The following is a 26,222-nucleotide window of genomic DNA, read 5'->3' as shown; positions in this document are numbered from 1 at the left end:
TGTCCGGGGTCCCGGTGGTGCAACGGATCACTCGGCGGCCGGGCGGGTCCGCTTCGTGGTCTTCGGCAGCTTCGCCGACGGGGTGACCGGCTTGGCGGCCTTGGTCGCGGTCGTCTTGGCGACGGCCTTGGTCGCGGTCGCCTTGGTGGCCCGGGTCCGCTTCACAGCGGCCGGCTTGGCGGCCACCGCCTCGGCCACCTCGGCCGGGCTGGGCACCTCGGTCGTCGCGGCGGCGGTCTCCGGCTTCGGGGTGATCTCGGCCTTCGGGGTTACCTCGGTGCCGGTCGCCTCGGTGGCCTCGATGTCGGCGTTCACCGTGTCGGCGGCCTCTAGCACACCGGCGCCGACGACCCGCTCGCCACGGGCGACCAGCTCCGCGTACGCGGCCAGGGCGCGCTCCTGCGCGGCGTGCGCACCGGCCACCACGACGGCGGCGTTGCGGGTGGCGGCCTCACGCAGCTTGTCCAGGTTCGCGGCCTCGCGGAGCTTCTCCAGGTTGGCGGCCTCGCGCAGCTGGTCGAGCTCGGCGGCGACGGCCCGCTCGCGCAACCCGGTGGCGGTCTGGTTGGCGGTCTTCAGCGTCTCGGTGGCCTTCTGGCGCAGCTCGAAACCGGTCACGACGGCCTTGCCGCCGAGGTCGGCGACGACCCGGGTGCCGAGGCCGCTGACCACGGTGGGCAGCTTGCGCAGCTGCTCCAGGGCCAGCTCACCGGCGCCGGCGGCGGCGTAGAGGGGTGCGGGGATGCGGTTGGTCTTCGGCTGGGTGGTCATGACTGCTCCTCCTCGGCCGCACCGGCGGCCTTCCGTGCCGCCCGGCGGGCGGTCGTGTGCTCAGGGGCGGCGGTGGTCGGCGCGGGCGCGGCGCCCGCTTCGGTGACGGCTACCGATTCGAGGACCGCCTCGGTCGGTGTGCCCTCCGGCGTGACGGGACCGGTGGCGGCCGCGGCGACTGTCGCCGGAGCCTCGGGCGCGGTGGCCGGCTCCGCCGGGACGGCCGGCTCGGCCGTTTCCGTCGTCGCGGCTGCCTCGGTCGTCGCGGCTGCCTCGGTCGCCTCGGCTGCCTCGGTCGCCTCGGCCAGGCGCGCGTTCTCGCGCCGGAACGTCTCGTAGATCTGGGTGAGCGACTGCTTCTGGGCCATGGTCAGCTCGGGATCGACAGCGATCGCCGCGAGCACGCCCTGGCCCTCCTTGTCGTCCAGCAGCCCGGCCCGCAGGTACATCGCCGGGGTGGAGACGCGCAGCGCGCTCGCGAGCTGCTGAAGCACCTCGGCGCTCGGCTTGCGCAGCCCTCGCTCGATCTGGCTCAGGTAGGGATTGCTGACACCCGCCTGCTCGGCGAGCTGGCGCAGTGAGATCTTCGCGTTGCGCCGCAGGTCGCGAATGAACCCGCCGACATCGGGAAGGTCCTTGCTGGTGGCCATGACTCAACGCTAGCTCGGGCTGCTAGCTCCTGCAAGCAAAACGCTAACCAGAGTTAGCAGGGTCACCAATGGCGGTTGCGGAGCCCATGTCCGGTCCGTACCGTTCTTCCCCGTGACCAAGATCGAGATCAACGGCGCGCGGCTCGCGTACGACGAGAGCGGCACCGGAACCCCGGTGGTACTGCTGCACGCCGGCATCGCCGACCGGCGGATGTGGCGCGGGCAGATCCCCGCACTCGCCCAACGGCACCGGGTCATCGCCCTGGACCTGCGCGGCTACGGCGATTCGGAACTGCCGCCCACGCCGTTCACCCACCACGACGACGTGATCGGGCTGCTCGACGCGCTGGACATCGAGCGGGCCGCGCTCGTCGGCTGCTCGTTCGGCGGCCGCGTCGCGGTGGACGCCGCGCTCGCCCGCCCGGAGCGGATCTCGGCGCTGGCGCTCTTCGGCGCGCCGGTCTCCGGCAACGAGTGGTCCGAGGAGACCGAGCAGCTCTGGGAGGAACTGATCGGCGACGTGGACCCGGAGGACTTCGCCGCCACCGCCGCCGGCGAGGTGCGGTTCTGGGTGGTCGGCCCGACCCGCCGCCCGGAGGACGTCGACCCGGAGCTGATCCGGTTCGCCGAGGAGATGGACCGCCGGGCGCTCGCAGCCGAGCAGGCGCTGAGCGCGATCGACGTCGGCGAGCTGGACCCGCCGGCGATCGACCGGCTGGGCGAGCTGCGCGTACCGGTGCTGGTCGGCACCGGCGCCGACGACCTGGCCGACATCCGCCGCCTGGCCGACCGCATCGCCGACGAGGCCCCCCACGGCGTACGCATGCCCGACGTCCCCGACGCGGCCCACCTGCTCCCCCTGGAGCGCCCCACCGAGACCAACACCGCCCTCCTGCCCTTCCTCCCCTGACCCCCACCCCGCCCTCCCTCGCCCGAGCCCTCGCCCTCACCCTCACCCGCCCGAGGCCCCGCCGATCTTGCACCCTCCGCCCCGACAAACAGGGCATTACGGGCACACCTGGGGCCGAAGCTGCAAGATCGCCGAGGCGAGGCGGGCGCGGGATGGCGCGGTGCGGGTGGGGCGGGCGCGAGGCCCTCGCCGATCTTGCACTTGCTGCCCGGGCAAACGGGGCATTACCGGCGCACCCGGGGCCGAAAGTGCAAGATCGCCGAGGCGAGACGGCGCGGGGTGGGTAAGGGGGTTACCAGAGGGGGCGGGTTGCGCCTACGGGGAGGCCGCCGCCCAGCACGGGGGTTTCGGCGTACTCGGTGAGGATCGGCGCGCGGACGTCCAGGCGGGACAGCGCCGAGGCGAGGACGGGCATGCGGGCCCTGGCCGCGCCGTCGTCGATCTTCAGTGCGACCGCGCCGACCCCCGGGACCGCCGCCGCGATCACGCCCTCCGCGCCGATCTTGGCGAGCAGACCTGGTACGCCGCGCATCAGCCGCGTGTCGTCGGCCTGGGTCCCGCCGACCATCTCCGGGTACGTCCGCATCGCGTCCGCCACGGTCCGCTCGACGGTGCCCGGCTCGGCGTCGACCAGCCGCTGGAATGCGCGCGCCAGCCCGGTGAGCGAGACGGCAAGCACCGGCGCGCCGCACCCGTCCACCCCGACAGCCGCTGCCCGCTCGCCGGTGAACTCCTCGATCGTGGCGGTCAGCCGCTGCTGGAGCGGGTGCTCGGGCCGCCAGTAGCCGTCCAGCGGCCAGCCGGCGGCCAGGCAGGTGCGCAGCATGCCGGCGTGCTTGCCGGAGCAGTTCATCAGCACCCGGGACGGACCGCCGCCGGCACGCAGCACCGCCTCCCGGGCGGCCTCGCCGACCGGCAGGTCGGGCGGGCAGTGCAGCGCGTCCCCGGTCAGCCCGGCGTCGCGCAGCAGCGTGGTGACCCGCTCGACGTGGAACTCCTCACCGGCGTGACTGGCCGCGACGAGCGCCACGTCGGCCGGGTCGGTGAGCGGCAGACCGGCCCGCAGCATCCCGATCGCCTGCATCGGCTTGTTTGACGAGCGGGGAAAGATCGGCGAGGTGACGTCTCCGGCTCCGGCGACAGGCGCTCCGGTGTCGAGCACCACCACGGAACCCCGGTGGACGCCTTCCACGAAGCCGGACCGGACCACCTCGGCGAGCGGCACGCCGCCCTCGTACGTCTTTCCCACGTTATGGACCGTACCGATGGGGTGGGCCCGGCCGGCGGCGGGGTGACCTGCGGCGTCGTCCGGGGCCGTACATGGCCGCCGGCCGGTGCGCCGCTTACCGGGCGGCGGCCGGGAGACCGAGCAGCGTACGGGCCTCGGCGGTGCTCAGCGGGGGCCGCTGGGCGAGCTGGGCGAAGCCGACGGCCCGCGCGACGAGCTGCATGTTGGACTCCACCGGGCGGCCCTTGGCGTACGTGACCGTGTCCTCCATGCCGACGCGCAGGTGACCGCCGGTCGACAGCGAGGCCATCATCACCGGGATGGTGCTGCGCCCGATGCCGGTGGCCGAGAACGTGGTGCCCTCGGGCAGGTCGCGCAGCATCTGCTGGGCCGCCACCAGGGTCGCCGTGGTGCCCGGCATGCCGCCCGGCACACCCATCACGAAGTCGACGTGCACGTGCCCGCCGTGCGGCAGGCCGTACTTGCCGAGCAGCCGCTGCAACGCGGTGAGGTGGCCCAGGTCGAAGATCTCGTACTCGGGTACGACGCCCCGCTCCTGCATCCGGGTGTGCAGGTCGACGATGAACTCCCACCGGTTGAGGAACACGTCGTCGCCGAAGTTGACGGTGCCCATGGTGCAGGAGGCCATGTCCGGCCCGGCGTCGAGCACGGCGAGCCGGGCGGACTCCGGGTCGGTCACCGCGCCGCCGGAGGAGAGCTGCACGATCAGGTCGGTGTTCTCCCGCAGCGCCGCCACGGTGTCCCGCAGCCGCCCCTGGTCGAGGGTGGGCCGCGCGTCGTCGTCGCGGATGTGGACGTGGATCACGGCGGCGCCGAGCGCCTCGCACTCCTTGGCGGTCAGCAGCAGCTCGTCCAGCGTGACCGGCAGCGCCGGCACCTCCGCCTTCGCCGACTCCGCGCCGGTGGGGGCAACCGTGATCAACGTCCCTGTCGTCATGCCCCGGATCCTAGACCGGCGCCCGACACCGGGTCGACCGGAGGATTTCCGGCGTGAGCGGTGTTAAGAAGGGACCCTTCCTCTACCGGAGGCGTTAATAGGGGGCCCTTCCTTACACGTCAACCGCGGCGGCGGTCTCGCCCACCAGCAGGCGGGCGTCGTCGGGCGTGTTGCGCTTCACCACCGCCAGCGCGACCTGGCCCAGCTCGTAATGCTGCACGGCGCTGCCCACGAAGCCGACCGTCCGACCGTCGAGCGTCACCGGCGTACCGGCCACCGGCGGCTGGTCGCTGGTCACGCCGTCCAGGTGCAGCAGGACGAGCTTGCGCGGCGGCTTGCCCAGGTTGTGCACCCGGGCCACCGTCTCCTGCCCCCGGTAGCAGCCCTTGTCCAGGTGCACGGCCGGGGCGATCAGGTCCACCTCGGCGGGGATCGTGCGGTGGTCGGTGTCCACCCCGGCCCGCACCTGCCTGGCGGCCACCCGGATCGCCTCGTACGCCCACAGCCCGGCGACCGGCACCCCGGCGCCGCGCAGTTCGGCGACCACCCCGTCCATGGCCGTGCGGGGCACCAGCAGGTCGACGCCGAGCGCCACCCGGCGGGCCCAGCCGCCGATCGGCAGCGGCTTGACGTCGTACACCATTGAGGGCCGCGCGGGCATCTCGCCGGAACGGAACTTCGGACCCGGCACCGCTACTACGTCGGGGGCGGCCAGCCCGGTCACGCCGAGCGTGTCGAGCGCGCCGGGCGCGTCCGGCCCGACCAGCGACAGCAGCGCGTGGTCGGCGGTGGCGTCGCGCGGGTCGACCTTGCTGAAGAACCGCATCTTCTCCAGGTACGACAGCAGGCCGCCGGTCATGCCCGGCTCGGTGTCCAGCCAGGTGGTCTCGCCGTCGTCGGCGACCATCGCGTGCTGTTCGACGTGCCCGTGCGGCGAGAGCACCAGCAGCTCGGTGCCCTGCCACGGCGCCAGCGCGGACAGGTGCTGGCTGGTCAGCGTGTGCAGCCAGCTGATCCGTTCCTCGCCCGGCACGGCGACGACGCCCCGGTGCGAGCGGTCCACCAGCCCCACGCCGGTGGCCAGGAGCCGCTGCTCGCGCATCGGGTCGCCGTAGTGCGCGGCCACCGGGCCGACCCCGGCGGCGCGGTGGGCCGGCTCGGGCTGGTCCCGGGTCTTGTCGTCGATGGCGTCGGTGGTCACCGCTCCAGCGATGTCGATCATGTGCGTTCCCCGTCCTGTGCGCAGCGGCCGCAGACTCCGAAGAGCGCGACGTGCCCGATGTCGACCTGGAACCCGCGCTGGTCGGCCAGCTGGTCGGCGAGCGGGCGGAGCATCTCGGGTGAGATCTCGTCGATCGCTCCGCACTCCCGGCACACCAGGTGCACGTGCTGGTGCTCGCCGGCCGCGTGGTAGGTCGGCGAACCGTGCGACAGGTGCGTGTGCGTGACCAGACCGAGCCGCTCCAGCAGCTCCAGGGTGCGGTAGATGGTGGTGATGTTGACGCCGGCCGCTACCTCACGGACCGCCGTGTGCACCTGCTCCGGGGTGGCGTGCCCGAGGTCGAGGACGGCCTGGAGCACCAGCTGCCGCTGCGCCGTCAGCCGCAGCCCGCGCGCGCGGAGCATTTCCGCCAGGGAGGATTCGGACACCCTTCGATCATAGTTCGGCCGCCGCGCCGGTCCGTCCGCCGCCGGGGTACGCCACTACGCTGCGGCCGTGGAGGCGACGCGGGTGGCGGTGCTCGGCCGGGGGCTCGTACCGGCCGGTGAGCCGGTGCTGCGCGGCGACGACCGGGGCGTGCTGCACGGCGACGGCCTGTTCGAGACGCTGCACCTGCGCGACGGGGTCCCCTGGCTGCTGATGCCGCACCTGGCCCGGCTGCGGGCCGGCGCGGCGGCGATCGACCTGCCGCTGCCCCCGGACGGCGCGCTCGTCGAGCTGCTGGACGCGGTCCGCGCGGGCTGGCCGCCGGGGACCGAGGGCGCGTTGCGGCTGGTCTGCACCCGGGGGCCGGAGGGCGGCGGGCCGGCCACGGTGTACGCCACGCTGGGCGAGGTGCCGGCGTCCGCCCGGCTGGCCCGGCGGACCGGGGTGACTGTGGCCACGCTGCCGCTCGGGGTGGCCGCCCGGGCCCGCCCGGAGCTGGGGTGGCTGCCCAGCGGCGTGAAGTCCACCTCGTACGCGCTCAGCACCGCCGCCCGGCGGTGGGCGCAGCGTTCCGGGGTGGACGACGTGCTCTGGGTCTCGACGGACGGCTACGTGCTGGAGGGACCCACCGCCAACGTGGTGTGGCTGCGCGACGGGACGCTATGCACGGTGCCGGCGGCACAGACCGGCATCCTGCCCGGCGTGACCGCCCGCCACCTGCTGGAACGCGCCGGAGAGCTGGGCCTGACCCGGGCCGAGCACCTGCCTGCCGTCGCCGACCTGCACGAGGCGGAGGCGATCTGGTTGACCAGCTCCCTACGCGGCCCGGTCGAGATCATCACCCTGGACGGCACTCGCCGCCCGAGTTCCCCCCTGACCTCGCGCATCCAGGCCCTCCTGAATTTCCCCCCACCCCGCTGAGGCGGGCGGGGGGGTCAGCCGGCCACCCGGGTCAGGCGGGCGGAGAGGTGCGGGCTCAGCGGCTGGCCCACGGCGGCCATCTCCTGCGCGTACAGCAGGGCGCCCTCGACGATGCCGAAGAGCCGGGCGCCGGCGGTGACCTCCTTCGCCGTGGCGGTACGCACGACCGCGTCGGTGGCGAACTCGATCTGGGTGCCCTTGCGCTTGCCGATGTGCAGCTCCATTACGCCGGTCGGCGTGGTCATCAGCGCCTCCAGTTCGTCGGTGACCAGCTCACCGTCGAACACCGGACGCCACCAGCCCACCTCGCGGCCGGCCGGACGGACCGGGCGGCTCTCCTCGTCGAGCAGCCAGGCCCGCGACTCGTAGAACAGGAACGGCCGGCCGTCGTGGCTGATCCGGATCTCCTGCGCGTAGTCGAAGTCCTCGATCGTCGGGTACCCACCCCGGCCCCGGCCGCGCCACACCCCGATGTACGGCAGCAGGCCGTCCAGGCTCGGGTGCAGCTTCGGGCCGACGCGCAGGTCGTGGCTCTCCTCGTACGGGTACTCCTCGACCGGCGGCGCGTTCAACCACGGCGGCTGAAGCGGATTCTCACTATTCACAGCGCCACCTTCGTTCGCGACTGCGGGGCTCGCAAAACCGGCTCTCTCCTCGCGCTCACCATTTACCTCTAGCTATGCGGACCGCGACGTACACCAGGCCACCGGCGAGCGCGCCCAGGCCCGCGACCAGCAGGCTGACGAACCCGATCTCGGTAACCATCCGGACCATCCTATGCTGGGCGGCATGGCGCGCTCTCTCGTCGTCAAGGCCACCGCCGGCGCGGACTCACCGGAACGCTGTGCCCAGGCGTTCACCGTCGCCGCGACCGCTGCCGCAGCCGGGGTGGACGTCTCGCTTTGGCTCACCGGCGAATCGACCTGGTTCGCGCTCCCCGGGCGGGCCGGGTCGTTCGAGCTGCCGCACTCCGCGCCGCTGGGCGAGCTGCTGCACGTCGTCCTGGCCACCGGCCGGGTGACCGCCTGCACCCAGTGCGCGGCCCGGCGGGACATCGGTCCGGACGACGTCATCCCCGGCGTACGCATCGCGGGCGCCGCCGTGTTCGTCGAGGAAGCGATGGCCGAGGGCGCACAGGCGTTGGTCTACTGACAACCGGTCCGGTTTGTCCATTCTGCCCAGTGCGCCGATCCTGACCCGGCATGTCCGGATGCCGCCTACCATGCGAATGTGAGTCAGGCGATCCAGGAGTTCTTCGCGTCCATGCCGGCGCGGGCCGCAGCCGTCCTGAACAGCCCGGTCGGGGGGACGCTCCAGATAGACCTGGCCGACGGCAACCGCACCGAGCACTGGTACGTGACGCTGGCCCCCGGATCGGCGCAGGTGAGCCGGGAGGAGCTACGGCAGGCGGACGGCGTGCTGACGCTGTCCACCGAGCTGTTCGAGAGGCTCGTCACCGGACGGGCGGCCGGCATGGCGGCGGTGCTGCGCAACGAGGCCACGTTCAGCGGTCACGTCGTGCTGTTCCTGGCGTTCCGCCGGTTCCTGCCGCAACGGCCCGACGTGCGGGATCCCCGGGACGCCGCCCGCGAGCACGTCCGGCGGCTGGTGTGAAGGACCGGGTCAGCATCCTCGACGGCAACACGTTCCTGGTCAGCGACGATCGCGGCAACATCGAGCCGTCGTACGACTTCCCCACCGGGCTGTTCGCCTTCGACACCCGGTTCCTCTCCACCTGGTTCCTCACCATCGACGGGCAACGCCTGCACGCGCTCTCCATCGACGACTCGCTGTCGTACAAGACCCGGTTCTTCCTGGTCCCCGGCGAGCCGACGCACTATCTGGACGCCAACGTCTCGGTGATCCGCAGCCGCGCGATCGGCGCCAGCCTCGACGAGGAACTGACAGTGCTCAACCACTCCGAACAGGAGCAGGAGTTCCACCTACGGCTGGACATCGGCTCCGACTTCGCCGACCTCCTGGAGATCAAGAACCGGCGTGACAAGAAGGGACGCACCACGCCGACGGTGGAGAGCAACGGCCTGCGACTGACCTACCACCGGGAGGCGTTCCGCCGCGAGACGCTGGTGACCAGCAGCGCGCCGACCGAGGTCGACGCGGACGGGATGACCTTCCGGGTCCGGATCGGCCCGCACGGCGAATGGACCACCCGGCTGCACGTCAGCACCATCATCTACGGCGCGCGTGGTGAGGACATCCGGGCCGTCCTGCCGCTGGGCGGCCAGCGCACCGCTGCCGAGATCGAGGCCGAGCAGAGTGCCCTGATCAGCCGCGCGCCGAAGCTGGGCTGCGACTGCGAACCGCTGGCCGGGGCGTACCGGCGCAGCCTCAACGACCTGGCCGCGCTCCGGTACGAATCGATCACGCTCGGGGTCCGGCTGCTCGCCGCCGGCCTGCCCTGGTTCATGACGCTGTTCGGCCGGGACAGCATCTTCACCTCGCTCCAGGTGCTGCCGTTCCTCCCTGACCTGGTCAAACCGACGATCGTCATGCTGGCCGGTCTGCAGGGCAGCCGGGTCGACGACTTCCGGGACGAGGAGCCGGGCAAGATCCTGCACGAGCTGCGCTACGGCGAGAGCGCCGGCTTCGAGGAGCAGCCGCACTCGCCGTACTACGGCGCGGCCGACACCACGGCGCTGTTCGTGATCCTGCTCGACGAGTACGAGCGGTGGACCGGCGACGCCGACCTGGTGCGCAACCTGGAGAACGAGACCAGGGCGGCGCTGACCTGGCTCGACACGTACGGCGACCTGCTCGGCACCGGCTACGTCTGGTACATGTCCCGCAACCCGGAGACCGGGCTGCCGAACCAGTGCTGGAAGGACTCACCGGAAGCCATCTCCTACGCAGACGGGCGGATGCCGGAGTTCCCCCGGGCCACCTGCGAACTGCAGGGGTACACGTACGACGCGAAGATGCGCGCCGCCCGCATGGCCCGCACCCACTGGCAGGACCCGACGTACGCCGACCGGCTGGAACAGGAGGCGGCGGCGCTGAAGGAACGGTTCAACCGCGACTTCTGGATCGCCGACCGCGAGTACTACGCGCTGGCGCTCGACCCGCGCGGCCAGCAGGTGGACGCGCTCTCCTCGAACATCGGCCACCTGCTGTGGAGCGGCATCGTGGACGAGTCCCGGGCCCCGGCGATCGCCGCGCATCTGCTCGGGCCGCGCCTGTTCTCCGGCTGGGGGGTACGCACGCTCGCCGACGACCAGGGCCGGTACAACCCGGTCGGCTACCACGTCGGCACGGTGTGGCCGTTCGACAACTCGATCATCGCCTGGGGCCTGTGGCGGTACGGCTTCCGGCGGGAGGCCGGCCTGATCTGCGATGCCCTGTTGAGCGCGTCCCGCTACTTCGACGGCCGGCTGCCCGAGGTGTTCGCCGGCTACGAACGGGGCCTCACCGACTACCCGGTGGAGTACCCCACGGCGTGCAGCCCGCAGGCGTGGTCGGCCGGGACTCCGCTACTGCTGCTACGGGTGATGCTCGGGCTGGAGCCGCAGGGCGAGCACCTGATCATCGACCCGGCCGTGCCGCCGGGGATGGGCCGGGTGGAACTGCTCGACATCCCGGGCCGCTGGGGGCGGGTGGACGCGCTGGGCCGCAGCCGGGAACCGCACGAGGAACCGGCGCCGCCGCCGCTCGCGCTGCCCGGCGAGTGAGTCACGCCGGACAGGGCGTGGTCACCGCCACGCGTACCCGCTCGTCGACCCGCTCGGCCAGCACGGCCGGCTCGCCCGGGCGCGCGTACCGGTCGGCGGAGTCCACCACCGGCGCGACGCCGCCACCGAACGCGGCGGCGAGCGGCTGATCCGCCGGCGCGGCGGCCTCGCCCCGGGCGGTGCGGGCGGCGCCCCCACCGGGGCAGGGCGCGGCCAGGACCTGGACCGCGCCGGTCGCGCCGCCCCACCGGCCCAGCGCCGACGCGAGCGCGCCGGCTTCGGCCGCGGCGTCGGCGATCGGCGCGCGGTAGCCGGAACCCAGCGGCCGGCAGCCGGTCGCGGCGGTCAGCAGCACCCGGCCCGGACCGTCGGAGCGGCCCTCGACCGCGACGAAGTCGCCCGCGTCGGCGCGCAGCAGCGGCTCGCCGTCGAACGCCGACACGCCCGCCCGCCACGCCTGCGGCAGCCGGTCGGCGATGCGCTGCAGCACCGCGCGTACGTCGTCGCCGCCGATCGCCACCTCGACGCCGCGCTCAAGCGTCGCGCCGGAGTCCATCGGCGTGATCCGGCAGCCGCGTTCCAGCCGGTCCGGCACGAGCGCCGGTACGCCGTCGGACCCGACCGCGCCGGTCAGCTCACCGATCGCCCGGTCCACCACCGGACCGGCCGCGTCCAGCGAGCGCTGCTCCTTGACCGTCGGCGGGTCGGTGCGCACCGACCACCAGGTCAGCCCGGCCAGCAGCACGGCCCACGCCACGGTGGCGACCGTCAGCCAGCGCAGCCGACGCCGGCCAGCGCCCGGCTGCTCTCCAGGGGTGGGCGGGACGTAGCCCGTCTCGACGGCAGTCACCCGGCAATGGTGTCACGTGCCGGCGAGGCGCCCGGCCGCGCCTCGGCACTCCCGGTCAGGCCGGGACGGACCGGCGGGATAGCAGCCACAGCAGGTAGAAAGGGCGCTGCCGCAGCTCGCCACGACGGTCGGCGTACTGGTCGGCGGCGAGCACCGCGGAGAAGAACCCGCCCGCGCCCAGCATGCCGAGCACCGGCGCCAGGTGGGTGCCCTCGACCGCCACCAGCGTCGCGGCGACAGTCGCCACCGCGGCGCCCGCGGCCTGCACGGCCGAGCGCCGGGCGACCCGGGCGACCTCGGAGCGAGCCGCCCGTACCCCCTCCTGGATCTCCGCGTCGAGCTTCGCGAGCTGCACCAGCGCCCTGTCCGGATCCGTGTCGACCTCCAGCATCCGGCCCCGCAGGTACGCCTGGGTCGCGGCGAGCGCGTCGCTCTCCTGGGTCAGGATGGCGCAGTAGTCCCGCAGCGAGGTGCCCTCCAGCATCGGCAGGTCGAGCTGGAGCAGTGGGGTCACCAGCCGCGCCTTCACCGGATCCCCGCTCGGCACGTCGACGACGCGGTGCCCCTTGACGATCAGGTCGAGCGTGCGGTCCGGGTTGTCGCCCAGCTCGATCTGACCCGCGCTGTCGAACAACGAGGAGGTGGACTGCGCGTCCGGCGCGCGCGACTCCAGGTGGCTGCGGCGGAAGGTCTGCGGGAAGTAGACGAGCTGCCCCAGCTCCAGCAGCGGCGCGCAGTCCCGCAGGTACGCGCCGAGGCGGCCCAGGTCGTCGCACTCGGCGAAGAGCTGGTCGATCCGGATGTCCTCGTACCGGCAGTCCGGGCCGCAGTGCTCCGGGTCCTTGCCGCACCACTTGCAGGTTTCCCGGTTGGTCAGATAGCGGTGCTCGCCGCCGGGCTGGGAGAGGACCAGCTTGCCGGTGACGAGCGTGGCCCGCTTGGTGAGGAACGACAGGTCCGTGTCGAGGCTGGCGACCGAGACGTCGAACGGGCGCGCGCGGCCGGACCCGTCGGCGCGCTGGAGTTCGCGGACGATCGTCTCGCCCCGGTTGCCGTCGATGAAGTCGACCAGATAGCGGATCGCGTGGGCAGCGGCGTCGTCGGGCACCTGGTCCCCCTCCGGCGCGTCCGGGGCGCGCCGCCGTCCAGCCTGCCAGCCACGGCCGGGACGTACCCTCGCCGGAACGGCTCGTGGCCCGCCACCCGGGTGGGTGGCGGGCCACGATCAGAGCGTGGGTCAGGCGGAGACCGAGACGGTCACCTCGTTTATCCCGCGAGCCGCGGCCACGGCGGTGTCACCGTTGCCGTGGCGGGACAGCGCCCGCAGCGTCCACGAGCCCGGCGCGGCGAAGAACCGGAACTGCCCGGCCGGCGACGTCACCACCTCGGCGGTGAACTCACCGGTGGAGTCGAGCAGCCGCACGTACGCGCCCGGCACGACCTCGCCGGACTCGGACAGCACGCGGCCGGTGATGACGGTTTCCTTCTCCAGGTCCAGGCTGGCCGGGAGGGGGGCGGCCTGGTCCGGCGCCGCGCAGCCGGCGGCAGCCGTCGAAGCGGCGGAGGCGGCGGTCATCAGGCCTCCCCGGGCTCGTCGCCGAGCGCCACCGGCACGCCGACCAGCGAGCCGTACTCGGTCCAGGAACCGTCGTAGTTCTTCACGTTGCGGTGCCCGAGCAGCTCCTGGAGCACGAACCAGCTGTGCGAGGAGCGCTCGCCGATCCGGCAGTACGCGATCGTCTCCTTGCCGTCGTCCAGCCCGGCGTCGGCGTAGATCTTGCGCAGCTCGTCGTCGGACTTGAACGTGCCGTCCTCGTTCGCCGCCTTGGACCACGGGACGCTGATCGCGGTCGGGATGTGACCGGCCCGCTGCGCCTGCTCCTGCGGCAGGTGGGCGGGGGCGAGCAGACGGCCCGCGAACTCGTCGGGGCTGCGCACGTCGACCAGGTTCTTGGTGCCGATCGCGGCGACCACCTCGTCGCGGAACGCGCGGATCGAGGTGTCCGGCTCCTGCGCGACGTACTGCGTCTTCGGCCGCTCCACCACGTCGGTGACGAGCGGACGCGCGTCCAGCTCCCACTTCTTGCGGCCGCCGTCGAGCAGCTTGACGTCGCCATGGCCGTAGAGCTTGAAGTACCAGTACGCGTACGCGGCGAACCAGTTGTTGTTGCCGCCGTACAGGATCACGGTGTCGTCGTTGGCGATGCCCCGGTCGGACAGCAGCGCCTCGAACTGGGACTTGTTGACGAAGTCCCGGCGGATCTGGTCCTGGAGGTCGGTACGCCAGTCGAGCTTGACGGCACCGGCGATGTGCCCGGTGTCGTAGGCCGAGGTGTCCTCGTCGACCTCGACGAAGACGACGCCCGGGGCGTCGAGGTTCTTCTCGGCCCACTCGGCCGAAACGAGTGCGGTGTCGCGACTCATCAGATCACTCCCTGGTGAGGATGGTTGGTGAGCCTGCGCGCGGAGATCGATGTCGATTGTTGTCGCACCACGCGCGGGACCCAGAGCTAGGAACGGATCACGGGTACGTGCGACGGCGCCGCTGCCGGGCGTTGAGGGGAACCGGAAGAGGTTCGTGGACCCTGGGTGGCCGCCGTTCAGGCGGCCGGAGACAGCCCCGCCGTCAGATGACGGGGCGACACAGGCAGGTGGCCACGCGGCACAGGTCGACCGCGCGCCGTTTGGTGAGGTGGGTCCCCATGGGCAGGGAGATTACCAGCCCACGCCCACAGCGCCACCAGGCCGACCAGCATCCGGGACAGCTGTCCGGCTGGTCAGCCGGCGGAGTTGATGGCAGGCCGGCTCGTCAGCCGGCGGAGTTGATGGGCACGTTCGCCGCGTCCGCCGTGACCACCAGGCCCTCCGGCTTCGGCTCCACCTTGCGCAGGTTGAGCTGGAACGGCAGCTCCGGCAGCGGCACGTCGATCGAGATGCCCTGCGCGTACCGGGTCAGCGCGGCCCGGGCCAGCGGCACGTTCGGCAGGCCGTCGGCGGTGAGGTCGTTGAAGCGCAGCGCCACCTTGCCACCGGCCACCGTGACATCGGCGGTGCCGTTGACGGTGAGCTTGACGCCGAGGATGTCCACCGGAGCGGTGACGGCGAGCTTGCCGTTCCGCTCGCCGAGCGTCAGCCCGGGGCGGTCCAGCAGCTTGGCCAGGCTCTCGTAGGTGACGGTGCCCCGCCCGTCCACGCTCTCGGCCACCACGTCGCCCCGGCCGGAGCGCAGCGTGTCCAGCGACGCGGTCACGTTGCGCGCGTCCACGTCCAGCTTCGGCACCTCCACGGCGTCACCCTGGACGGCGCCACGCACGTCGGTGAGCTGGATCGAGATGCGCTCGTAGCGGCCGTCGAGCACCTGGGTGAGGAACGGGAAGCCACCCACCTCGACCTGCGGCGCGGCGGACTGCGCGTCCTGCTTGGCGATCTCCTGCCGCACCTGGTCGGCGATCGCCCGCTCGGCGACCCCGGCGGCGACCCGGTCGGCGACGACGAGCAGCCCGGCCAGCACCAGCAGCAGGACGACGAAGCCGATCAGCACCTTCCGGCCGCGTCGCCGCGGTCGGCCCTCCGCCGGATACGCCTCTGCCACGCCGCCTCCCGTCCTCGCCGCCGTCACCGCGTCTCGCGGCGCAACCGTACTTACCCGAGGCGAATCTTCCCCAACCGTGTCAGAGGAACAGTACGCACATCGCGTACGCGGCCGGCGCGGCCAGCGCGAACCCGCCCAGCGGCCCCTGCATGTGCCGGGCCACCCACATCGTCGGCGGCTCACCGGCCATCAGGCGGCCCGCCTCGGCGTACCCGACGGCGAGGTCGGCCAGGACGGCGGTGGCCGCGCTGACCACGCCGACCAGGGCGGCGCTGGTCGGCGTGAAACCGACCAGGTAGCTGCCGAGCACGGCGCTGGTGAGCGTGCCGAGCATCGCGCCCGCGACGACGCCGGCCGCGCCGCGCGGCACCTGCGGGGCGAGCCGCGGCCACGGCGCGACCGCGTCGGTGAGCCGCGCCACCAGCAGCGCCACCCCGGCGGCGGTGAGGCAGACCGTGATCGCCTGCGTGCCCTTCGGAATCCGGCTGAGCACGATGAGCGTGCCGAAGGCGACCACGCCCACGACGATGAGCAGGGTGCCGCCGAGCGAGTCGGTCACCCGGACCCGGTCCACCCTCCGGACGAGCTGCCCCAGCACGGCGAGCAGGAGCCCGGCGGCCGCGGCGTAGCCGAGCGGCGCCAGGCCGGCGATGTCCGACTGCACGGCCGCCACGTCGGCGATCACGGCCGCGCCGACGCTGACCAGCGCGACGACCAGCAGCGCGGGCGGGCGCATGGCCATCGTCCAGGCGAGCACGAAGAGCATCTGGACGCCGAAGATGATGACCGCGAACGGCAGCCGGTGCCCGGGACCGGAGGTCTGCGCGCCGAGCACCAGGCCGAGGCCGAGCAGCGCGGCGAAGCCGGCGACGGTGAGCGCCAGCGGACGGCGGACCGGAACCGGTGGCAGTTCCTCCTCGGGCACCTCGTCGGGCTCGTCGTCGGCTCGCCGGCCGGGGCCACCCTTGCGCAGCCGGCGCGGACCCTTCCGCTCCTGCGGCTCCCCCTCCTCGTCGGCGGGGCCGGTACGCGGGGCGGGCGGGTAGCCACGGGCGGGGCCGGACGGCCCGGCGGGCGGGCCGTCGGCCCACGGTTCGCGACCGGTGTCGCGCGAGGCGGAGGGAAACACGCCCCGATCGTGCCAGACCCGGGCGGCTCGGCGGAGGTCCCGGTTTCGGCGACGTTAAAACCTGCGCCGCGATCAAGGGCAGAAAGGGCAAACGGGAAAGTGCCCTGGAGGTGACGGCCGGTCCATCAGTTACGCTCAGGCCGTTACCCGCCCGTCAGCGACGCCGGGACCCACGCAAGTTCACAGCGCCGCCCTCACCCGGGCGTGTCTGCTGGTCGCGCGCGGCCGAAGGGCCGCCGGGACGGAGGTGATCGTGGAGCTCCTGCTGCTCGTGACCGCACGGGCCGGTGAGCCGTCGGCGGTGTTGCCGGCACTCGACCTGCTGCCGCACTCGGTCCGCACCGCACCCCGCGACGTCCGCACGCTGGTGTCCGGCCCCACGCCGGACGCCGTGCTGGTGGACGCCCGCTCCGAACTGAGCGAGGCGCGTGCCACGTGCCGGATGCTGCACGCCACCGGGCTCGGCGTGCCGCTGGTCGCTGTGGTCACCGAGGCGGGCCTGATCGCGCTCAACGCGGACTGGGGCGTCGACGACGTGATCCTGGCCGGCGCCGGGCCGGCCGAGGTGGAGGCCCGGCTGCGGCTCGCGGTCGGCCGGCTGAGCAACGCCACAGCCGGCGCCGGCGGCTCGATCCGGGCCGGCGAGCTGAACATCGACCCGGACACCTACGCCGCGAAGCTCAAGGGCCGCCCGCTCGACCTCACGTATAAGGAGTTCGAGCTGTTGAAGTTCCTGGCCCAGCACCCGGGGCGGGTGTTCACCCGGGACCAGTTGCTGCGTGAGGTCTGGGGCTACGACTACTTCGGCGGCACACGCACGGTCGACGTGCACGTGCGGCGCCTGCGCGCCAAGCTCGGCTCGGAGTACGAGTCGATGATCGGCACGGTGCGCCAGGTGGGCTACAAGTTCGTCGTCCCGCCGTCGCGCTCGCTGCCGGAGTCGGAGCCCGCCCCGCTGCCGGTCTGACCGTTCACGCTCCACCCCGGTAGGTGGCATTTCTTCTGAATGCCCTTTTTGCCCGATAGGGCGGCCATATCCTGGCTGCCGGATTTATCGGGCAAAGGGGGCGACGGTGCGCGCGGTTGACACGGGGGCCACGAACGGCCGGTTCCGCTGATGCGGGGCTCGACGCTGCGCGCCGCCGGGCTCGTGGTCGTGGTCCTCGCGGGCCTGCTCGGCTCGGCGTTCGCGCTGGGCCGCAGCCTGGTGCCGGAACACCCGCCGTCGAACGCGGGGGCCACCACGGCGCTCGCCGGGCCGCACTACGCCGACCAGCCGCCCAGCACGGGCTTTCCCGGCGGGCGGGCCACGGCCGGTCCGAGCCCCGACGCCGCGCCGGACGCCGCCCCGGTCGAGCCGGGCGGCGACGGCCCGTACGGCACCCTGATCGCCACCGGCTCGTCCCGGGTCGCGCTGACCTTCGACGACGGCCCCGACCCGCGCTGGACTCCGCAGGTGCTCGCGCTGCTGGCCCAGTACGGCGTGAAGGCGACGTTCTGCGTCGTCGGCGAGAACGCCGAGGCCTACCCGGATCTGATCCGGTCGATAGTGGCCGAGGGCCACACGCTGTGCAACCACTCCTGGGAGCACGACGTCAACCTGGGCAAGCGGTCCGCGGCGACGATCCGGGCCGACATCCTGCGCACCAACGACGCGATCCTGGCCGCCGTGCCGAACGCGCGGATCGCGTACTACCGCCAGCCGGGCGGGGCCTGGACCCACCCGGTGGTATCGGCCTGCGCCGATCTGGGACTCACCCCGCTGCACTGGAGCGTCGACCCGTCGGACTGGAAGGCGCCCGGCGCGCTCGCCATCGAGACGCTGGTCCGCACGCAGCTGGCCCCGGGGTCGATCGTGCTCATGCACGACGCGGGCGGGGACCGCTCCGGCACGGTCGCGGCCCTGCAGCAACTCCTGCCCGAGATACTGGTCCGGTTCGAGCTGGAGTCGCTGCCCGTCGGCCCCCAGTGACGAGCGCCACCGACCGCCGCCCTCGTCCGGCGCGAACCGCCGCCGGACGGCCGCTACCGTGACTCAGATGAGCCCCGAGCCGACGAGTGGCCCCGCAACCGACCGGATCACCCGGACGGACCGGCTGACGCCGGCCGAGGTCGCGGAGGTGCTGGCGCTGGCCCGCGCCGCCGGGGACGCCGACGGCGCCGACCCGCTCGACGAGCACGTGCTGCTGCGGCTGCGCGACCCCGAGGCGCCCGCGGTGCACCTCACCGCCCGGACGGGCGACGGCACCCTCACCGGGTACGCCCACCTCGACACCACCGCGCCCGCCGAGGGCGTCGGCGCGGAACTGGTCGTGCATCCCGCGTACCGGCGGCGGGGTTCCGGCCGGGCGCTGGCCCGGGGCGTGGTGGACGCCGCGCCCGGTCCGCTGCGCGCCTGGGCGCACGGCGACCACCCGTCGGCCGCCGCGCTCGCTGTCGACCTTGGCTTCGCCCGGGCGCGGGTGCTCTGGCAGATGCGCCGCCCGCTGACCGCCGAGTTGCCGCCGCCGGTGGCGCCGGACGGCGTGACGCTGCGCGCGTTCCGTCCGGGCGAGGACGACGAGGCGTGGCTCGCGGTGAACAACGCGGCCTTCGCCCAGCACCCCGAGCAGGGCAAGTGGACGCTCGACGACCTGCGCGTACGCATCGCCGAGCCGTGGTTCGACCCGGCCGGCTTCCTGCTCGCCGTCGACTCCGCGACCGGCCGGCTGCTCGGCTTCCACTGGACCAAGGTGCACGAGCGGCCGGGCTCGGCCCGCATCGGCGAGGTCTACGTGCTCGGCGTCTCGCCGTCCGCGCACCGGGGCGGCCTGGGCCGGGTGCTCACCGCGGCCGGCCTCACCCACCTGCGCGACGAGCGCGGGCTGGACCGGGTGATGCTCTACGTGGACGAGAGCAACACCGCCGCCGTCGCGCTCTACGAGCGGCTCGGCTTCGCCATGTGGTCCGCGCACGTCAACTACCAGCTCGGCTGAACGTTCGCCGGTCCTGGAAGTCGCCACAAAGGCGATAGCAGGCTGCTAGTTCACGAAATGGACAACCCTTCCTCAGCGTACGGCCATCTCGCCGGCTGAACGTGTTCACCGCGCGTTCACTTGCGTCCGGCGAACCGTCCACCTGGCCCTTTTACCTTTCGTGTCAGCCGGTCAGCGCCGGCCCCCGGCACTCCGGGCGACCTGACCAAAGACGTGAAGGGAAACCCCTGAAGTGAAGCTCCAGCGGCACGGCGCCATCGCCTGTCTCGCTCTTACCGCGGTTCTCGGTCTCAGCGCCTGCGGCTCGGACAACAACGAGCCCGCCAGCGCCTCCGGTTCCACCGCCGCGGTGGACTGCGCGACGGGCACGCTGAACGCGCAGGGCTCCTCGGCCCAGAAGAACGCCATGGCCGAGTGGATCAAGGCGTACCAGCAGAAGTGCGCCGGCACCACGATCAACTACGAGCCGAGCGGCTCGGGCGCCGGCATCCAGGCCTTCATCGCCGGCACCGCCGACTTCGCCGGTTCGGACTCCCCCCTCAAGCCGGAGGAGCAGCCGCAGGCCGACGCCAAGTGCACCGGCGGCCAGGCGCTCAACCTGCCGATGGTCATCGGCCCGGTCGCCGTGGTCTACAACGTCAGCGGCGCGGACAACCTCCAGTTCAGCCCGGCCACCCTGGCGAAGATCTTCGCCGGCAAGGTGACCAAGTGGGACGACGCGGCCATCAAGGCCGACAACCCGGACGCCAAGCTGCCGTCGACCGCGATCCAGGCGGTGCACCGCTCCGACGAGTCGGGCACCACCGACAACTTCACCAAGTACCTCTCCAAGACCGCCGAGGCGGACTGGACGCTCGGCAACTCCAAGGCGTGGAAGGCCCCGGGCGGCGTCGGCGCGGCCAAGTCCGACGGTGTGGCCAGCAAGGTCAAGAGCACCGACGGCACCATCAGCTACGTCGAGTGGTCGTACGCCGAGAACTCCGACCTGAAGATGGCGAAGGTCAAGAACGGTAACGGCGAGTTCGTCGAGCTGACCGGTGACTCGGCCGGCAAGACCATCGCCGGCGCCAAGTTCGAGGGTCAGGGCAACGACCTGAAGATGTCGATCGACTACAACACCAAGGAGGCCGGGGCGTACCCGATCGTCCTGGCGACCTACGAGATCGTCTGCAGCAAGGGCCTCGCCGCCGACAAGCTGCCGCTGGTCAAGGGCCTGCTCGGCCACGCCGCCAGCGCCGAGGGGCAGAAGGAGCTGGTCGAGCTCGGCTACGCCCCGCTGCCCGAGACCGTCCGCACCAAGGTCGAGGCCGCGGTCAAGAGCCTCTCCTGACGCTCCGACCGACACCTCCTCAACGCGAAGCGAGCGAGCAGATGGGTGACACCCCTCACCGCTCGGCCAACGCCGGCACCGGCGGGACTCCCGTGGCCACGAGCCACGAGCGACCCGCCGGTGCCTCGGCGCGTGTGGCCGAGCGCTCCGGCAACCCGGGCCTCCCCGACGGCGGCCTCGGCGGCGGCGGTGGCCTCCCCCGGGCCCGCGCCTTCGGCGCGGAACGGGCCTTCCGCGGCCTGACCCTGGCCGCCGGCACCACAGTCCTGGTGGTCATCGCGGCGATCGCGATCTTCCTGGTCGCCAGGGCCGTCCCGGCGCTGCGGGCGAACACCGAGTCGTTCTGGACGTTCGAGGGCTGGTTCCCGAACGACAACCCGCCGCAGTTCGGCATCGGCGCGCTCGCCTTCGGCACCGTCCTGAGCTCGCTGCTGGCGCTGCTCATGGCGGTGCCGGTCGCGCTGGGCATCGCCCTCTACCTGTCGCACTACGCGCCCCGGCGGCTCGGCAACGCCCTGGGCTTCCTGATCGACCTGCTGGCCGCCGTGCCGAGCGTCGTCTTCGGCCTCTGGGGGCGCGACTACTTCGCGCAGCCGATCGCCGACCTGTCCGCCTGGCTGAACAGGTACTTCGGCTGGATCCCCATCTTCGGCAACGGCCCGTACGGCAACTCGATCCTGCTCGGCTCCGTGGTGCTGGCGATCATGGTGCTGCCGATCATCACCTCGCTGTCCCGCGAGGTGTTCCGGCAGACCCCGACCGCGAACGAGGAAGCCGCGCTCGCGCTCGGCGCCACCCGCTGGGAGATGATCCGCACCGCCGTCCTGCCCTACGGGCGGCCCGGCGTCATCGCCGCGGTGATGCTCGGCCTGGGCCGGGCGCTCGGCGAGACCATCGCGCTGGCGCTCACGCTCGGCTCGACGTACGCGATCTCGTTCAACATCCTGCAGAGCGGCGGCAACTCGATCGCCGCGAACATCGCCAACCGGTTCGCCGAGGCGAACGACACCGGCCGAGGCGCGCTCATCGCCTCCGGCCTGGTGCTGTTCGCGATCACGTTGATCGTCAACATCACCGCCCGGGCGATCATCTACCGGCGGCGCGAGTTCACGGAGTCGGCCGCATGACAACCACCCTCACTCCCCGCCGCCCGCGCCCGCCGGCCCAGCCGGCCACGCTGCGGGCGAAGCGGCTTCCCGCGTACGCCGCTCCGGCCATCGCCGCCGCGGCGCTGCTGCTCGCGGCGGGCATCGTGTACGGCGCCGGCATCGGCGGCCCGGTCCTGGTCGTGGTGGTCGGCGCGCTGCTCTACCTGGCCGGTCTCTTCGCCGCGGCGAACGCCGTGGAGGGCCGCCGGTCGGCCCGCAACCGGACCTGGAGCGCGCTGATCCACTCCGCGTTCGTGCTGGCGGTGCTGCCGCTGGCGTCTGTGGTCTGGACGCTCGTCAGCAAGGGCTCCGAGCGGCTGGACGCGAACTTCTTCGGCACCTCGATGAACAACATCGGGTCGCGCGACGCCAACGGCGGCGCCTACCACGCGATCGTCGGCACGTTGCAGCAGGTCGGCATCGCCACCCTGATCACGGTGCCGCTCGGCGTGCTCTGCGCGATCTACATCGTCGAGTACGGCCGGGGCCGGTTCGCGTTCACCATCCGCTTCTTCGTGGACGTGATGACCGGCATCCCGTCGATCGTCACCGGCCTGTTCGTGCTGGCCTTCTGGGTGCTGATCGTCTCGCCGTGGTTCAACGACGGGCGGCCCGGCTTCTCCGGCTTCGCCGCCGCGCTGGCGCTGAGCGTGCTGATGCTGCCCACAGTGGTCCGCTCGACCGAGGAGATGCTCCGCCTGGTGCCCGCGCCGCTGCGCGAGGGCGCGTACGCCCTGGGCGTACCGAAGTGGAAGACGATCCTGCGCGTCGTGCTGCCGACCGCGCTGCCCGGCATCGTCACCGGCATCATGCTCGCCATTGCGCGGGCCGCCGGTGAGACCGCGCCGGTGCTGCTCGTCGCCGGCGGCGGCGCGGCGATCAACTTCAACCCGTTCGAGAACAACCAGTCGTCGCTGGCTCTCTTCGTCTACCAGCAGGCCGGCGAGGCGTCGAGGTACTCGCCGGCACGGGCGTGGACCGCGGCGCTGACCCTGGTCGTCCTCGTCCTCGTCCTCACCGTGGCGGCGAAGCTGCTGTCCCGCCGCAACCGGCTCGGCCGATGAACCCCGGAGGTACCGCCACCATGGCCAAGCGCATCGAAGCCACGAACGTGACCGCCTACTACGGCGGCTTCAAGGCGATCGAGAACATCAACCTGACAGTCGAGCCGAAGACGGTCACCGCCCTGATCGGCCCGTCCGGCTGCGGCAAGTCCACCTTCCTGCGGTCGATCAACCGGATGCACGAGGTACTGCCCGGCGCCCGGGTCGAGGGCAGCCTCACCATCGACGACCAGGACATCTACGACCGCGACGTGGACGTCACGGCGGTCCGCCGGATGATCGGCATGGTCTTCCAGCGGCCGAACCCGTTCCCCACCATGAGCATCTTCGAGAACGTGGTGGCCGGCCTGCGGCTCAACGGCGTACGACGCAAGTCGATCCTGGAGGAGGCGGCCGAGCGGGCGCTCCGCTCGGCGAACCTGTGGGACGAGGTGAAGGACCGCCTGGCCAAGCCCGGCGCGGGCCTGTCCGGCGGTCAGCAGCAGCGGCTCTGCATCGCCCGCACCATCGCTGTCGAGCCGCAGGTCGTGCTGATGGACGAGCCCTGCTCGGCGCTGGACCCGATCTCCACGCTGGCCATCGAGGACCTGATGTTCCAGCTCAAGGACAAGTTCACGATCATCATCGTCACGCACAACATGCAGCAGGCCGCGCGGGTGTCGGACCGGACCGCCTTCTTCTCCATCGAGAAGACCGGCGACCCGGGCCGCCTGATCGAGTACGACAACACGCAGAAGATCTTCAGCAACCCGAGCCAGAAGAAGACCGAGGACTACATCACCGGCCGCTTCGGCTGAGCCGTAAGGAGGGGCCCCCTGTTAACGCCTCCGGTAGAGGAAGGGGCCCCTCTTAACACCAGTCAGCGCACACGGAAGCGGGGCTCGGCGCCGTCCAGTCCCTCGATGTACGGCAGGATCGGCGTACCCGGGTCGCGCTCTGCCGCATCCCGCGCCACTCCGGCGAGGTCGCCCGCGGCGGTGACCTCGGCGAGCGTGACCATGGTCGGCGGCAGCATGGTCAGCTCGCCGGCCCGCGCGCGGGTCAGGGCGTCCGCCGGGCGCAGCCACAGCGTGTGGTCGGCCTCGCCGGAGACGTCCCGGGTCCGCTGCCCCTCGGGCAGCAGAGCGACGAAGAAGTACGTGTCGAAGCGGCGCGGCTCGAACTCCGGCGTGATCCACCGGCTCCACGGCAGCAGCAGGTCGGAGCGGAGCGTGAGGCCCTTCCCGGCCAGCAGCTCCGCGAAGCCGACCCGCCGTCCCTCCAGGTCCTGCCGGGCCGCCTCCCAGTCGTCGCCGCTCACGTCGCCGACCACCGTGTCCGGGTCCGGCCCGGCGAGCAGCACGCCCGCCTCCTCGAAGACCTCACGGGCGGCGGCGCACACCACCGCCTGCGCGGCCGCCGCATCGAGCCCGAGCCGCTCCCCCCATGCCGCCGGATCCGGGCCGGCCCAGCCCAGGTGCGCCTCCGAGTCGGAGCGGTCCACCCCGCCGCCGGGGAAGGCGTACATGCCGCCGAACGTCATCGCGGCCACCCGGCGGATCATGTAGACCTCGAACCCGTCGCCGGCCGGGCGGAGCAGCAGGACCGTGGCGGCGACCCGGGGCACGGCCGGTACGGCGCCCTCGGCCTGGAACCGGCGGGCGTGCTCCACCAGGGCGGGGGGTGCGGCGAAGCCGTCGAACGTCATGCGCCCGAGCCTAGTTCCCGCCCGGGCGGCCCGGCCGAGGGCGGCCCGGCCGAGGGCGGCCGGGCGCGGGCACACGGCGCCTCACCTCATCCGCACTCCCCGACCAGATCACCTGGTCACAATGCGTAGTTTTCAGCCCCGAGCAGCAGACACCCTCTGCCGACTTTGCTCTGCAGCCAGATCCGCATCGGCAACCTTCCGTGAGCGGTGCGCATGGGGCTGCAGAGCAAAGTCGGCGAGAGGCAGTCAGCCCGGCCCGCGTAAGTGCTGTCTTATGTCCGGTTGGTTGCCTTTGAACGCCCGCATTCGGCGAAAGGGCATGCGGCAGCCATCACGCTGAGCGATCTTCACGCTGCGTGCCCCGTCTCGTCAGTCGCGCGAAGAACGAGCAACCCGGCGCGCAATTCACGGTTCTCACCGATCCTCCGCAGCTCGACGAGCAAGAGGACAGCATCGACCTGGTGCTGCTGTTCGCGGTGTTGACGTGTACACCCGGCGACGCCGGGCAGCGGGAACTGGTGACGGAGCTGCGTAGGGTCCTACGGCCGGGCGGGCTGCTCTATGTCAGTGACCTGTGCCTGCAAGAGGATCACCGCAACCGTTCCCGGTACGAACGGTTCGCAGCGAAGTACGGCACCTACGGAATCTTCGAGACCGGCGACGGGGTGGTGTGTCGACACCACACCACCGACTGGCTGGACCAACTCTTCGGCGACTTCGACCTCGTCGCCGGCCGCGAGGTCGCAGTGGAGACGATGAACGGCCGTCCGGCCCGGGCGAGCCAGCGGCTGATGGCCGTGCCGCAGCCCGGACCGTCCCGGGCATGACGCGGTGGGCAGTCCGGTCGTGCTCGCCAGCGCACGCAAGACCCGCGCTCCACAAGCGCGAATGCGATCACACTGTGTAGCTTCTCGCCTGGCCAGGGGAAATTCCTCCACCGCCTTTGCTCTGCAGCCGAAACGACATTCACCGAGCCAAGAACAGGGCGGGTTTATATCCGATAGGCCCCTCATGGACAGCGGCCGTCGGCACGGGGCTACGGCGGCTGGCCGCGCCTGGCAGGGTCGTGACCCGTGATCGACGATTTCGCGAAGGAATACCTGCACGAGGATCTGCGCCAGATCCGCGAGGCCATGCTGTGGAAGCTCGACGGGCTGTCCGAGTACGACGTACGCCGCCCCCTGACCGCGTCCGGCACCAACCTGCTCGGCCTGGTCAAGCACCTGACGGTCGGGGAGGCCCGATACTTCGGCGAGGTGTTCGGCAGGCCGTTCCCGGAGCCGCTGCCCCGGTGGGACGACCCGGATCCGGACGGCGCCGACATGTGGGCGACCGAGCACGAGAGCCGCGAGGAGGTGATCGGCCGTTACCGGCGGGCGTGGGAGCACGCGGACGCGACCATCGACGCCCTCGCGATCGACGCGCCCGGCCATGTGCCGTGGTGGCCCCGCCCCGACGTCAAGCTGTTCAACGTCATGGTCCACGTGCTGACCGAGACCAGCCGGCACGCCGGGCACGCCGACATCCTGCGCGAGCAGCTCGACGGCTCGACCGGGGCATGGGCCGGGTACGCCTACCTGGAACCTGACCGGCCGACGCTGACGGCGCGGCGGGCGATGATCGAACTGGCCGCCCGGGCCGCCGCCGACACCCCTCGCTGAGTCGTCCCGACCGG

30 protein-coding genes are annotated in these 26,222 nt (G+C 72.4%); 14 read left to right on the top strand and 16 right to left on the bottom strand.

All coding sequences use genetic code 11. From position 1 onward, the window contains the following. Nucleotides 1-27: 27 nt before the first annotated feature. A complete protein-coding gene (locus tag ACSDG8_RS19980) occupies nt 28-771 on the bottom strand; it encodes a hypothetical protein (RefSeq protein ID WP_210896941.1) in 744 nt (247 codons plus the stop codon). Next, on the bottom strand, nt 768-1,421 hold the full coding sequence (locus ACSDG8_RS19975; protein WP_210896943.1) for a helix-turn-helix domain-containing protein: 654 nt from the start codon (nt 1,419-1,421) through the stop codon (nt 768-770). The genes ACSDG8_RS19980 and ACSDG8_RS19975 overlap by 4 nt, the downstream gene beginning before the upstream one ends. Nucleotides 1,422-1,533: 112 nt before the next feature. On the opposite strand from ACSDG8_RS19975, the gene ACSDG8_RS19970 reads away from it, so the two are divergent. Then, on the top strand, nt 1,534-2,331 hold the full coding sequence (locus ACSDG8_RS19970; protein WP_439427149.1) for an alpha/beta fold hydrolase: 798 nt from the start codon (nt 1,534-1,536) through the stop codon (nt 2,329-2,331). A 292-nt stretch (nt 2,332-2,623) separates the two neighbouring features. On the opposite strand, the gene ACSDG8_RS19965 is transcribed toward ACSDG8_RS19970, so the two are convergent. From ACSDG8_RS19965 to ACSDG8_RS19950, 4 genes are all read right to left on the bottom strand, one after another. After that, entirely contained in the window at nt 2,624-3,580 is a 957-nt protein-coding gene (locus tag ACSDG8_RS19965) for an asparaginase (protein WP_307856123.1), read from the bottom strand. A gap of 94 nt (nt 3,581-3,674) precedes the next feature. Then, nucleotides 3,675-4,517 (bottom strand): 3-keto-5-aminohexanoate cleavage protein, encoded by an 843-nt coding sequence (locus ACSDG8_RS19960; RefSeq protein WP_210896946.1) that lies wholly within the window; start codon nt 4,515-4,517, stop codon nt 3,675-3,677. A 112-nt stretch (nt 4,518-4,629) separates the two neighbouring features. Beyond that, on the bottom strand, nt 4,630-5,739 hold the full coding sequence (gene ygfZ, locus ACSDG8_RS19955) for a CAF17-like 4Fe-4S cluster assembly/insertion protein YgfZ (protein WP_210896949.1): 1,110 nt from the start codon (nt 5,737-5,739) through the stop codon (nt 4,630-4,632). Then, on the bottom strand, nt 5,736-6,143 hold the full coding sequence (locus tag ACSDG8_RS19950; RefSeq protein WP_073829100.1) for a Fur family transcriptional regulator: 408 nt from the start codon (nt 6,141-6,143) through the stop codon (nt 5,736-5,738). Before ACSDG8_RS19950 ends, ygfZ begins: the two co-directional genes overlap by 4 nt. Nucleotides 6,144-6,234: 91 nt before the next feature. Between ACSDG8_RS19950 and ACSDG8_RS19945 the strand changes: the two genes are divergently transcribed. Then, a complete protein-coding gene (locus ACSDG8_RS19945) occupies nt 6,235-7,086 on the top strand; it encodes an aminotransferase class IV (protein ID WP_210896951.1) in 852 nt (283 codons plus the stop codon). A gap of 14 nt (nt 7,087-7,100) precedes the next feature. Here the strand turns inward: ACSDG8_RS19945 and ACSDG8_RS19940 are convergent, their stop codons facing one another. Then, nucleotides 7,101-7,691, bottom strand: coding sequence for an FABP family protein (locus ACSDG8_RS19940; RefSeq protein WP_210896953.1), 591 nt, complete (start codon nt 7,689-7,691; stop codon nt 7,101-7,103). A 55-nt stretch (nt 7,692-7,746) separates the two neighbouring features. Further along, entirely contained in the window at nt 7,747-7,851 is a 105-nt protein-coding gene (mtfM, locus tag ACSDG8_RS19935; RefSeq protein WP_013288813.1) for a small membrane protein MtfM, read from the bottom strand. 12 nt (nt 7,852-7,863) lie between these two features. Here mtfM and ACSDG8_RS19930 point away from each other — a divergent pair, with 12 nt between their 5' ends. From ACSDG8_RS19930 to ACSDG8_RS19920, 3 genes are all read left to right on the top strand, one after another. Further along, nucleotides 7,864-8,238, top strand: coding sequence for a DsrE family protein (locus tag ACSDG8_RS19930; protein WP_210896954.1), 375 nt, complete (start codon nt 7,864-7,866; stop codon nt 8,236-8,238). Between the two features lie 111 nt (nt 8,239-8,349). Next, complete coding sequence (locus tag ACSDG8_RS19925) at nt 8,350-8,700, top strand: SCP2 sterol-binding domain-containing protein (RefSeq protein WP_210897022.1); 351 nt, start codon at nt 8,350-8,352, stop codon at nt 8,698-8,700. Continuing rightward, nucleotides 8,697-10,772 (top strand): amylo-alpha-1,6-glucosidase, encoded by a 2,076-nt coding sequence (locus ACSDG8_RS19920; protein ID WP_210896956.1) that lies wholly within the window; start codon nt 8,697-8,699, stop codon nt 10,770-10,772. Before ACSDG8_RS19925 ends, ACSDG8_RS19920 begins: the two co-directional genes overlap by 4 nt. A 1-nt stretch (nt 10,773) precedes the next feature. Here ACSDG8_RS19920 and ACSDG8_RS19915 read toward each other — a convergent pair whose 3' ends face one another. The 7 genes from ACSDG8_RS19915 to ACSDG8_RS19885 form a co-directional block, all read right to left on the bottom strand. Further along, nucleotides 10,774-11,622 carry a hypothetical protein gene (locus tag ACSDG8_RS19915; RefSeq protein WP_210896958.1) on the bottom strand — a complete coding sequence of 283 codons (849 nt, stop codon included), beginning with the start codon at nt 11,620-11,622 and terminating at the stop codon, nt 10,774-10,776. Nucleotides 11,623-11,677: 55 nt separating this feature from the next. Continuing rightward, nucleotides 11,678-12,730: a hypothetical protein gene (locus ACSDG8_RS19910; protein WP_210896960.1), complete on the bottom strand. Its 1,053-nt coding sequence runs from the start codon at nt 12,728-12,730 to the stop codon at nt 11,678-11,680. A gap of 129 nt (nt 12,731-12,859) precedes the next feature. Beyond that, nucleotides 12,860-13,198, bottom strand: coding sequence for a DUF1416 domain-containing protein (locus ACSDG8_RS19905; RefSeq protein ID WP_210896962.1), 339 nt, complete (start codon nt 13,196-13,198; stop codon nt 12,860-12,862). Beyond that, nucleotides 13,198-14,046: a sulfurtransferase gene (locus ACSDG8_RS19900; RefSeq protein ID WP_210896964.1), complete on the bottom strand. Its 849-nt coding sequence runs from the start codon at nt 14,044-14,046 to the stop codon at nt 13,198-13,200. The genes ACSDG8_RS19905 and ACSDG8_RS19900 overlap by 1 nt, the downstream gene beginning before the upstream one ends. A gap of 202 nt (nt 14,047-14,248) precedes the next feature. Next, nucleotides 14,249-14,326: an Ms5788A family Cys-rich leader peptide gene (locus tag ACSDG8_RS19895; protein ID WP_310503780.1), complete on the bottom strand. Its 78-nt coding sequence runs from the start codon at nt 14,324-14,326 to the stop codon at nt 14,249-14,251. A 105-nt stretch (nt 14,327-14,431) separates the two neighbouring features. Beyond that, nucleotides 14,432-15,214 carry an LmeA family phospholipid-binding protein gene (locus ACSDG8_RS19890; RefSeq protein ID WP_210896966.1) on the bottom strand — a complete coding sequence of 261 codons (783 nt, stop codon included), beginning with the start codon at nt 15,212-15,214 and terminating at the stop codon, nt 14,432-14,434. A gap of 79 nt (nt 15,215-15,293) precedes the next feature. Next, nucleotides 15,294-16,343 carry a hypothetical protein gene (locus ACSDG8_RS19885; RefSeq protein ID WP_210896969.1) on the bottom strand — a complete coding sequence of 350 codons (1,050 nt, stop codon included), beginning with the start codon at nt 16,341-16,343 and terminating at the stop codon, nt 15,294-15,296. A gap of 247 nt (nt 16,344-16,590) precedes the next feature. Here ACSDG8_RS19885 and ACSDG8_RS19880 point away from each other — a divergent pair, with 247 nt between their 5' ends. The 7 genes from ACSDG8_RS19880 to pstB all read left to right on the top strand — a co-directional run bounded on the left by ACSDG8_RS19880 (nt 16,591) and on the right by pstB (nt 23,657). Then, entirely contained in the window at nt 16,591-17,310 is a 720-nt protein-coding gene (locus ACSDG8_RS19880; RefSeq protein WP_176722767.1) for a winged helix-turn-helix transcriptional regulator, read from the top strand. Between the two features lie 150 nt (nt 17,311-17,460). Then, nucleotides 17,461-18,315 carry a polysaccharide deacetylase family protein gene (locus ACSDG8_RS19875; RefSeq protein WP_439427148.1) on the top strand — a complete coding sequence of 285 codons (855 nt, stop codon included), beginning with the start codon at nt 17,461-17,463 and terminating at the stop codon, nt 18,313-18,315. 67 nt (nt 18,316-18,382) lie between these two features. Beyond that, the gene (gene mshD, locus ACSDG8_RS19870) at nt 18,383-19,318 is read left to right on the top strand and encodes a mycothiol synthase (protein WP_210896973.1); all 936 of its coding nucleotides are present in this window, start codon (nt 18,383-18,385) and stop codon (nt 19,316-19,318) included. A gap of 232 nt (nt 19,319-19,550) precedes the next feature. After that, nucleotides 19,551-20,648 carry a phosphate ABC transporter substrate-binding protein PstS gene (gene pstS / locus ACSDG8_RS19865; protein ID WP_210896975.1) on the top strand — a complete coding sequence of 366 codons (1,098 nt, stop codon included), beginning with the start codon at nt 19,551-19,553 and terminating at the stop codon, nt 20,646-20,648. A 41-nt stretch (nt 20,649-20,689) separates the two neighbouring features. After that, nucleotides 20,690-21,775, top strand: coding sequence for a phosphate ABC transporter permease subunit PstC (gene pstC, locus ACSDG8_RS19860; protein WP_210896977.1), 1,086 nt, complete (start codon nt 20,690-20,692; stop codon nt 21,773-21,775). Further along, entirely contained in the window at nt 21,772-22,860 is a 1,089-nt protein-coding gene (gene pstA, locus ACSDG8_RS19855; RefSeq protein WP_439427147.1) for a phosphate ABC transporter permease PstA, read from the top strand. Before pstC ends, pstA begins: the two co-directional genes overlap by 4 nt. Before the next feature lie 20 nt (nt 22,861-22,880). Further along, the gene (gene pstB / locus ACSDG8_RS19850; protein ID WP_013288829.1) at nt 22,881-23,657 is read left to right on the top strand and encodes a phosphate ABC transporter ATP-binding protein PstB; all 777 of its coding nucleotides are present in this window, start codon (nt 22,881-22,883) and stop codon (nt 23,655-23,657) included. Nucleotides 23,658-23,719: 62 nt separating this feature from the next. Here pstB and ACSDG8_RS19845 read toward each other — a convergent pair whose 3' ends face one another. Beyond that, nucleotides 23,720-24,547, bottom strand: a complete 828-nt coding sequence (locus ACSDG8_RS19845) for an NUDIX hydrolase (protein WP_210896979.1) — start codon at nt 24,545-24,547, stop codon at nt 23,720-23,722. Between the two features lie 356 nt (nt 24,548-24,903). On the opposite strand from ACSDG8_RS19845, the gene ACSDG8_RS19840 reads away from it, so the two are divergent. Together ACSDG8_RS19840 and ACSDG8_RS19835 are read left to right on the top strand one after the other, a co-directional pair. Next, nucleotides 24,904-25,374: a class I SAM-dependent methyltransferase gene (locus tag ACSDG8_RS19840; RefSeq protein ID WP_210896981.1), complete on the top strand. Its 471-nt coding sequence runs from the start codon at nt 24,904-24,906 to the stop codon at nt 25,372-25,374. Between the two features lie 246 nt (nt 25,375-25,620). Continuing rightward, nucleotides 25,621-26,208: a DinB family protein gene (locus ACSDG8_RS19835; RefSeq protein WP_210896983.1), complete on the top strand. Its 588-nt coding sequence runs from the start codon at nt 25,621-25,623 to the stop codon at nt 26,206-26,208. The last annotated feature ends 14 nt before the right edge of the window (nt 26,209-26,222 follow it).

Origin of the sequence: Micromonospora sp. LA-10 (assembly GCF_051853095.1) — a bacterium.
GTDB classification, from domain to species: Bacteria; Actinomycetota; Actinomycetes; order Mycobacteriales; family Micromonosporaceae; genus Micromonospora; species Micromonospora echinospora_A.
This window is presented reverse-complemented; position numbering and strand designations above follow the sequence as displayed.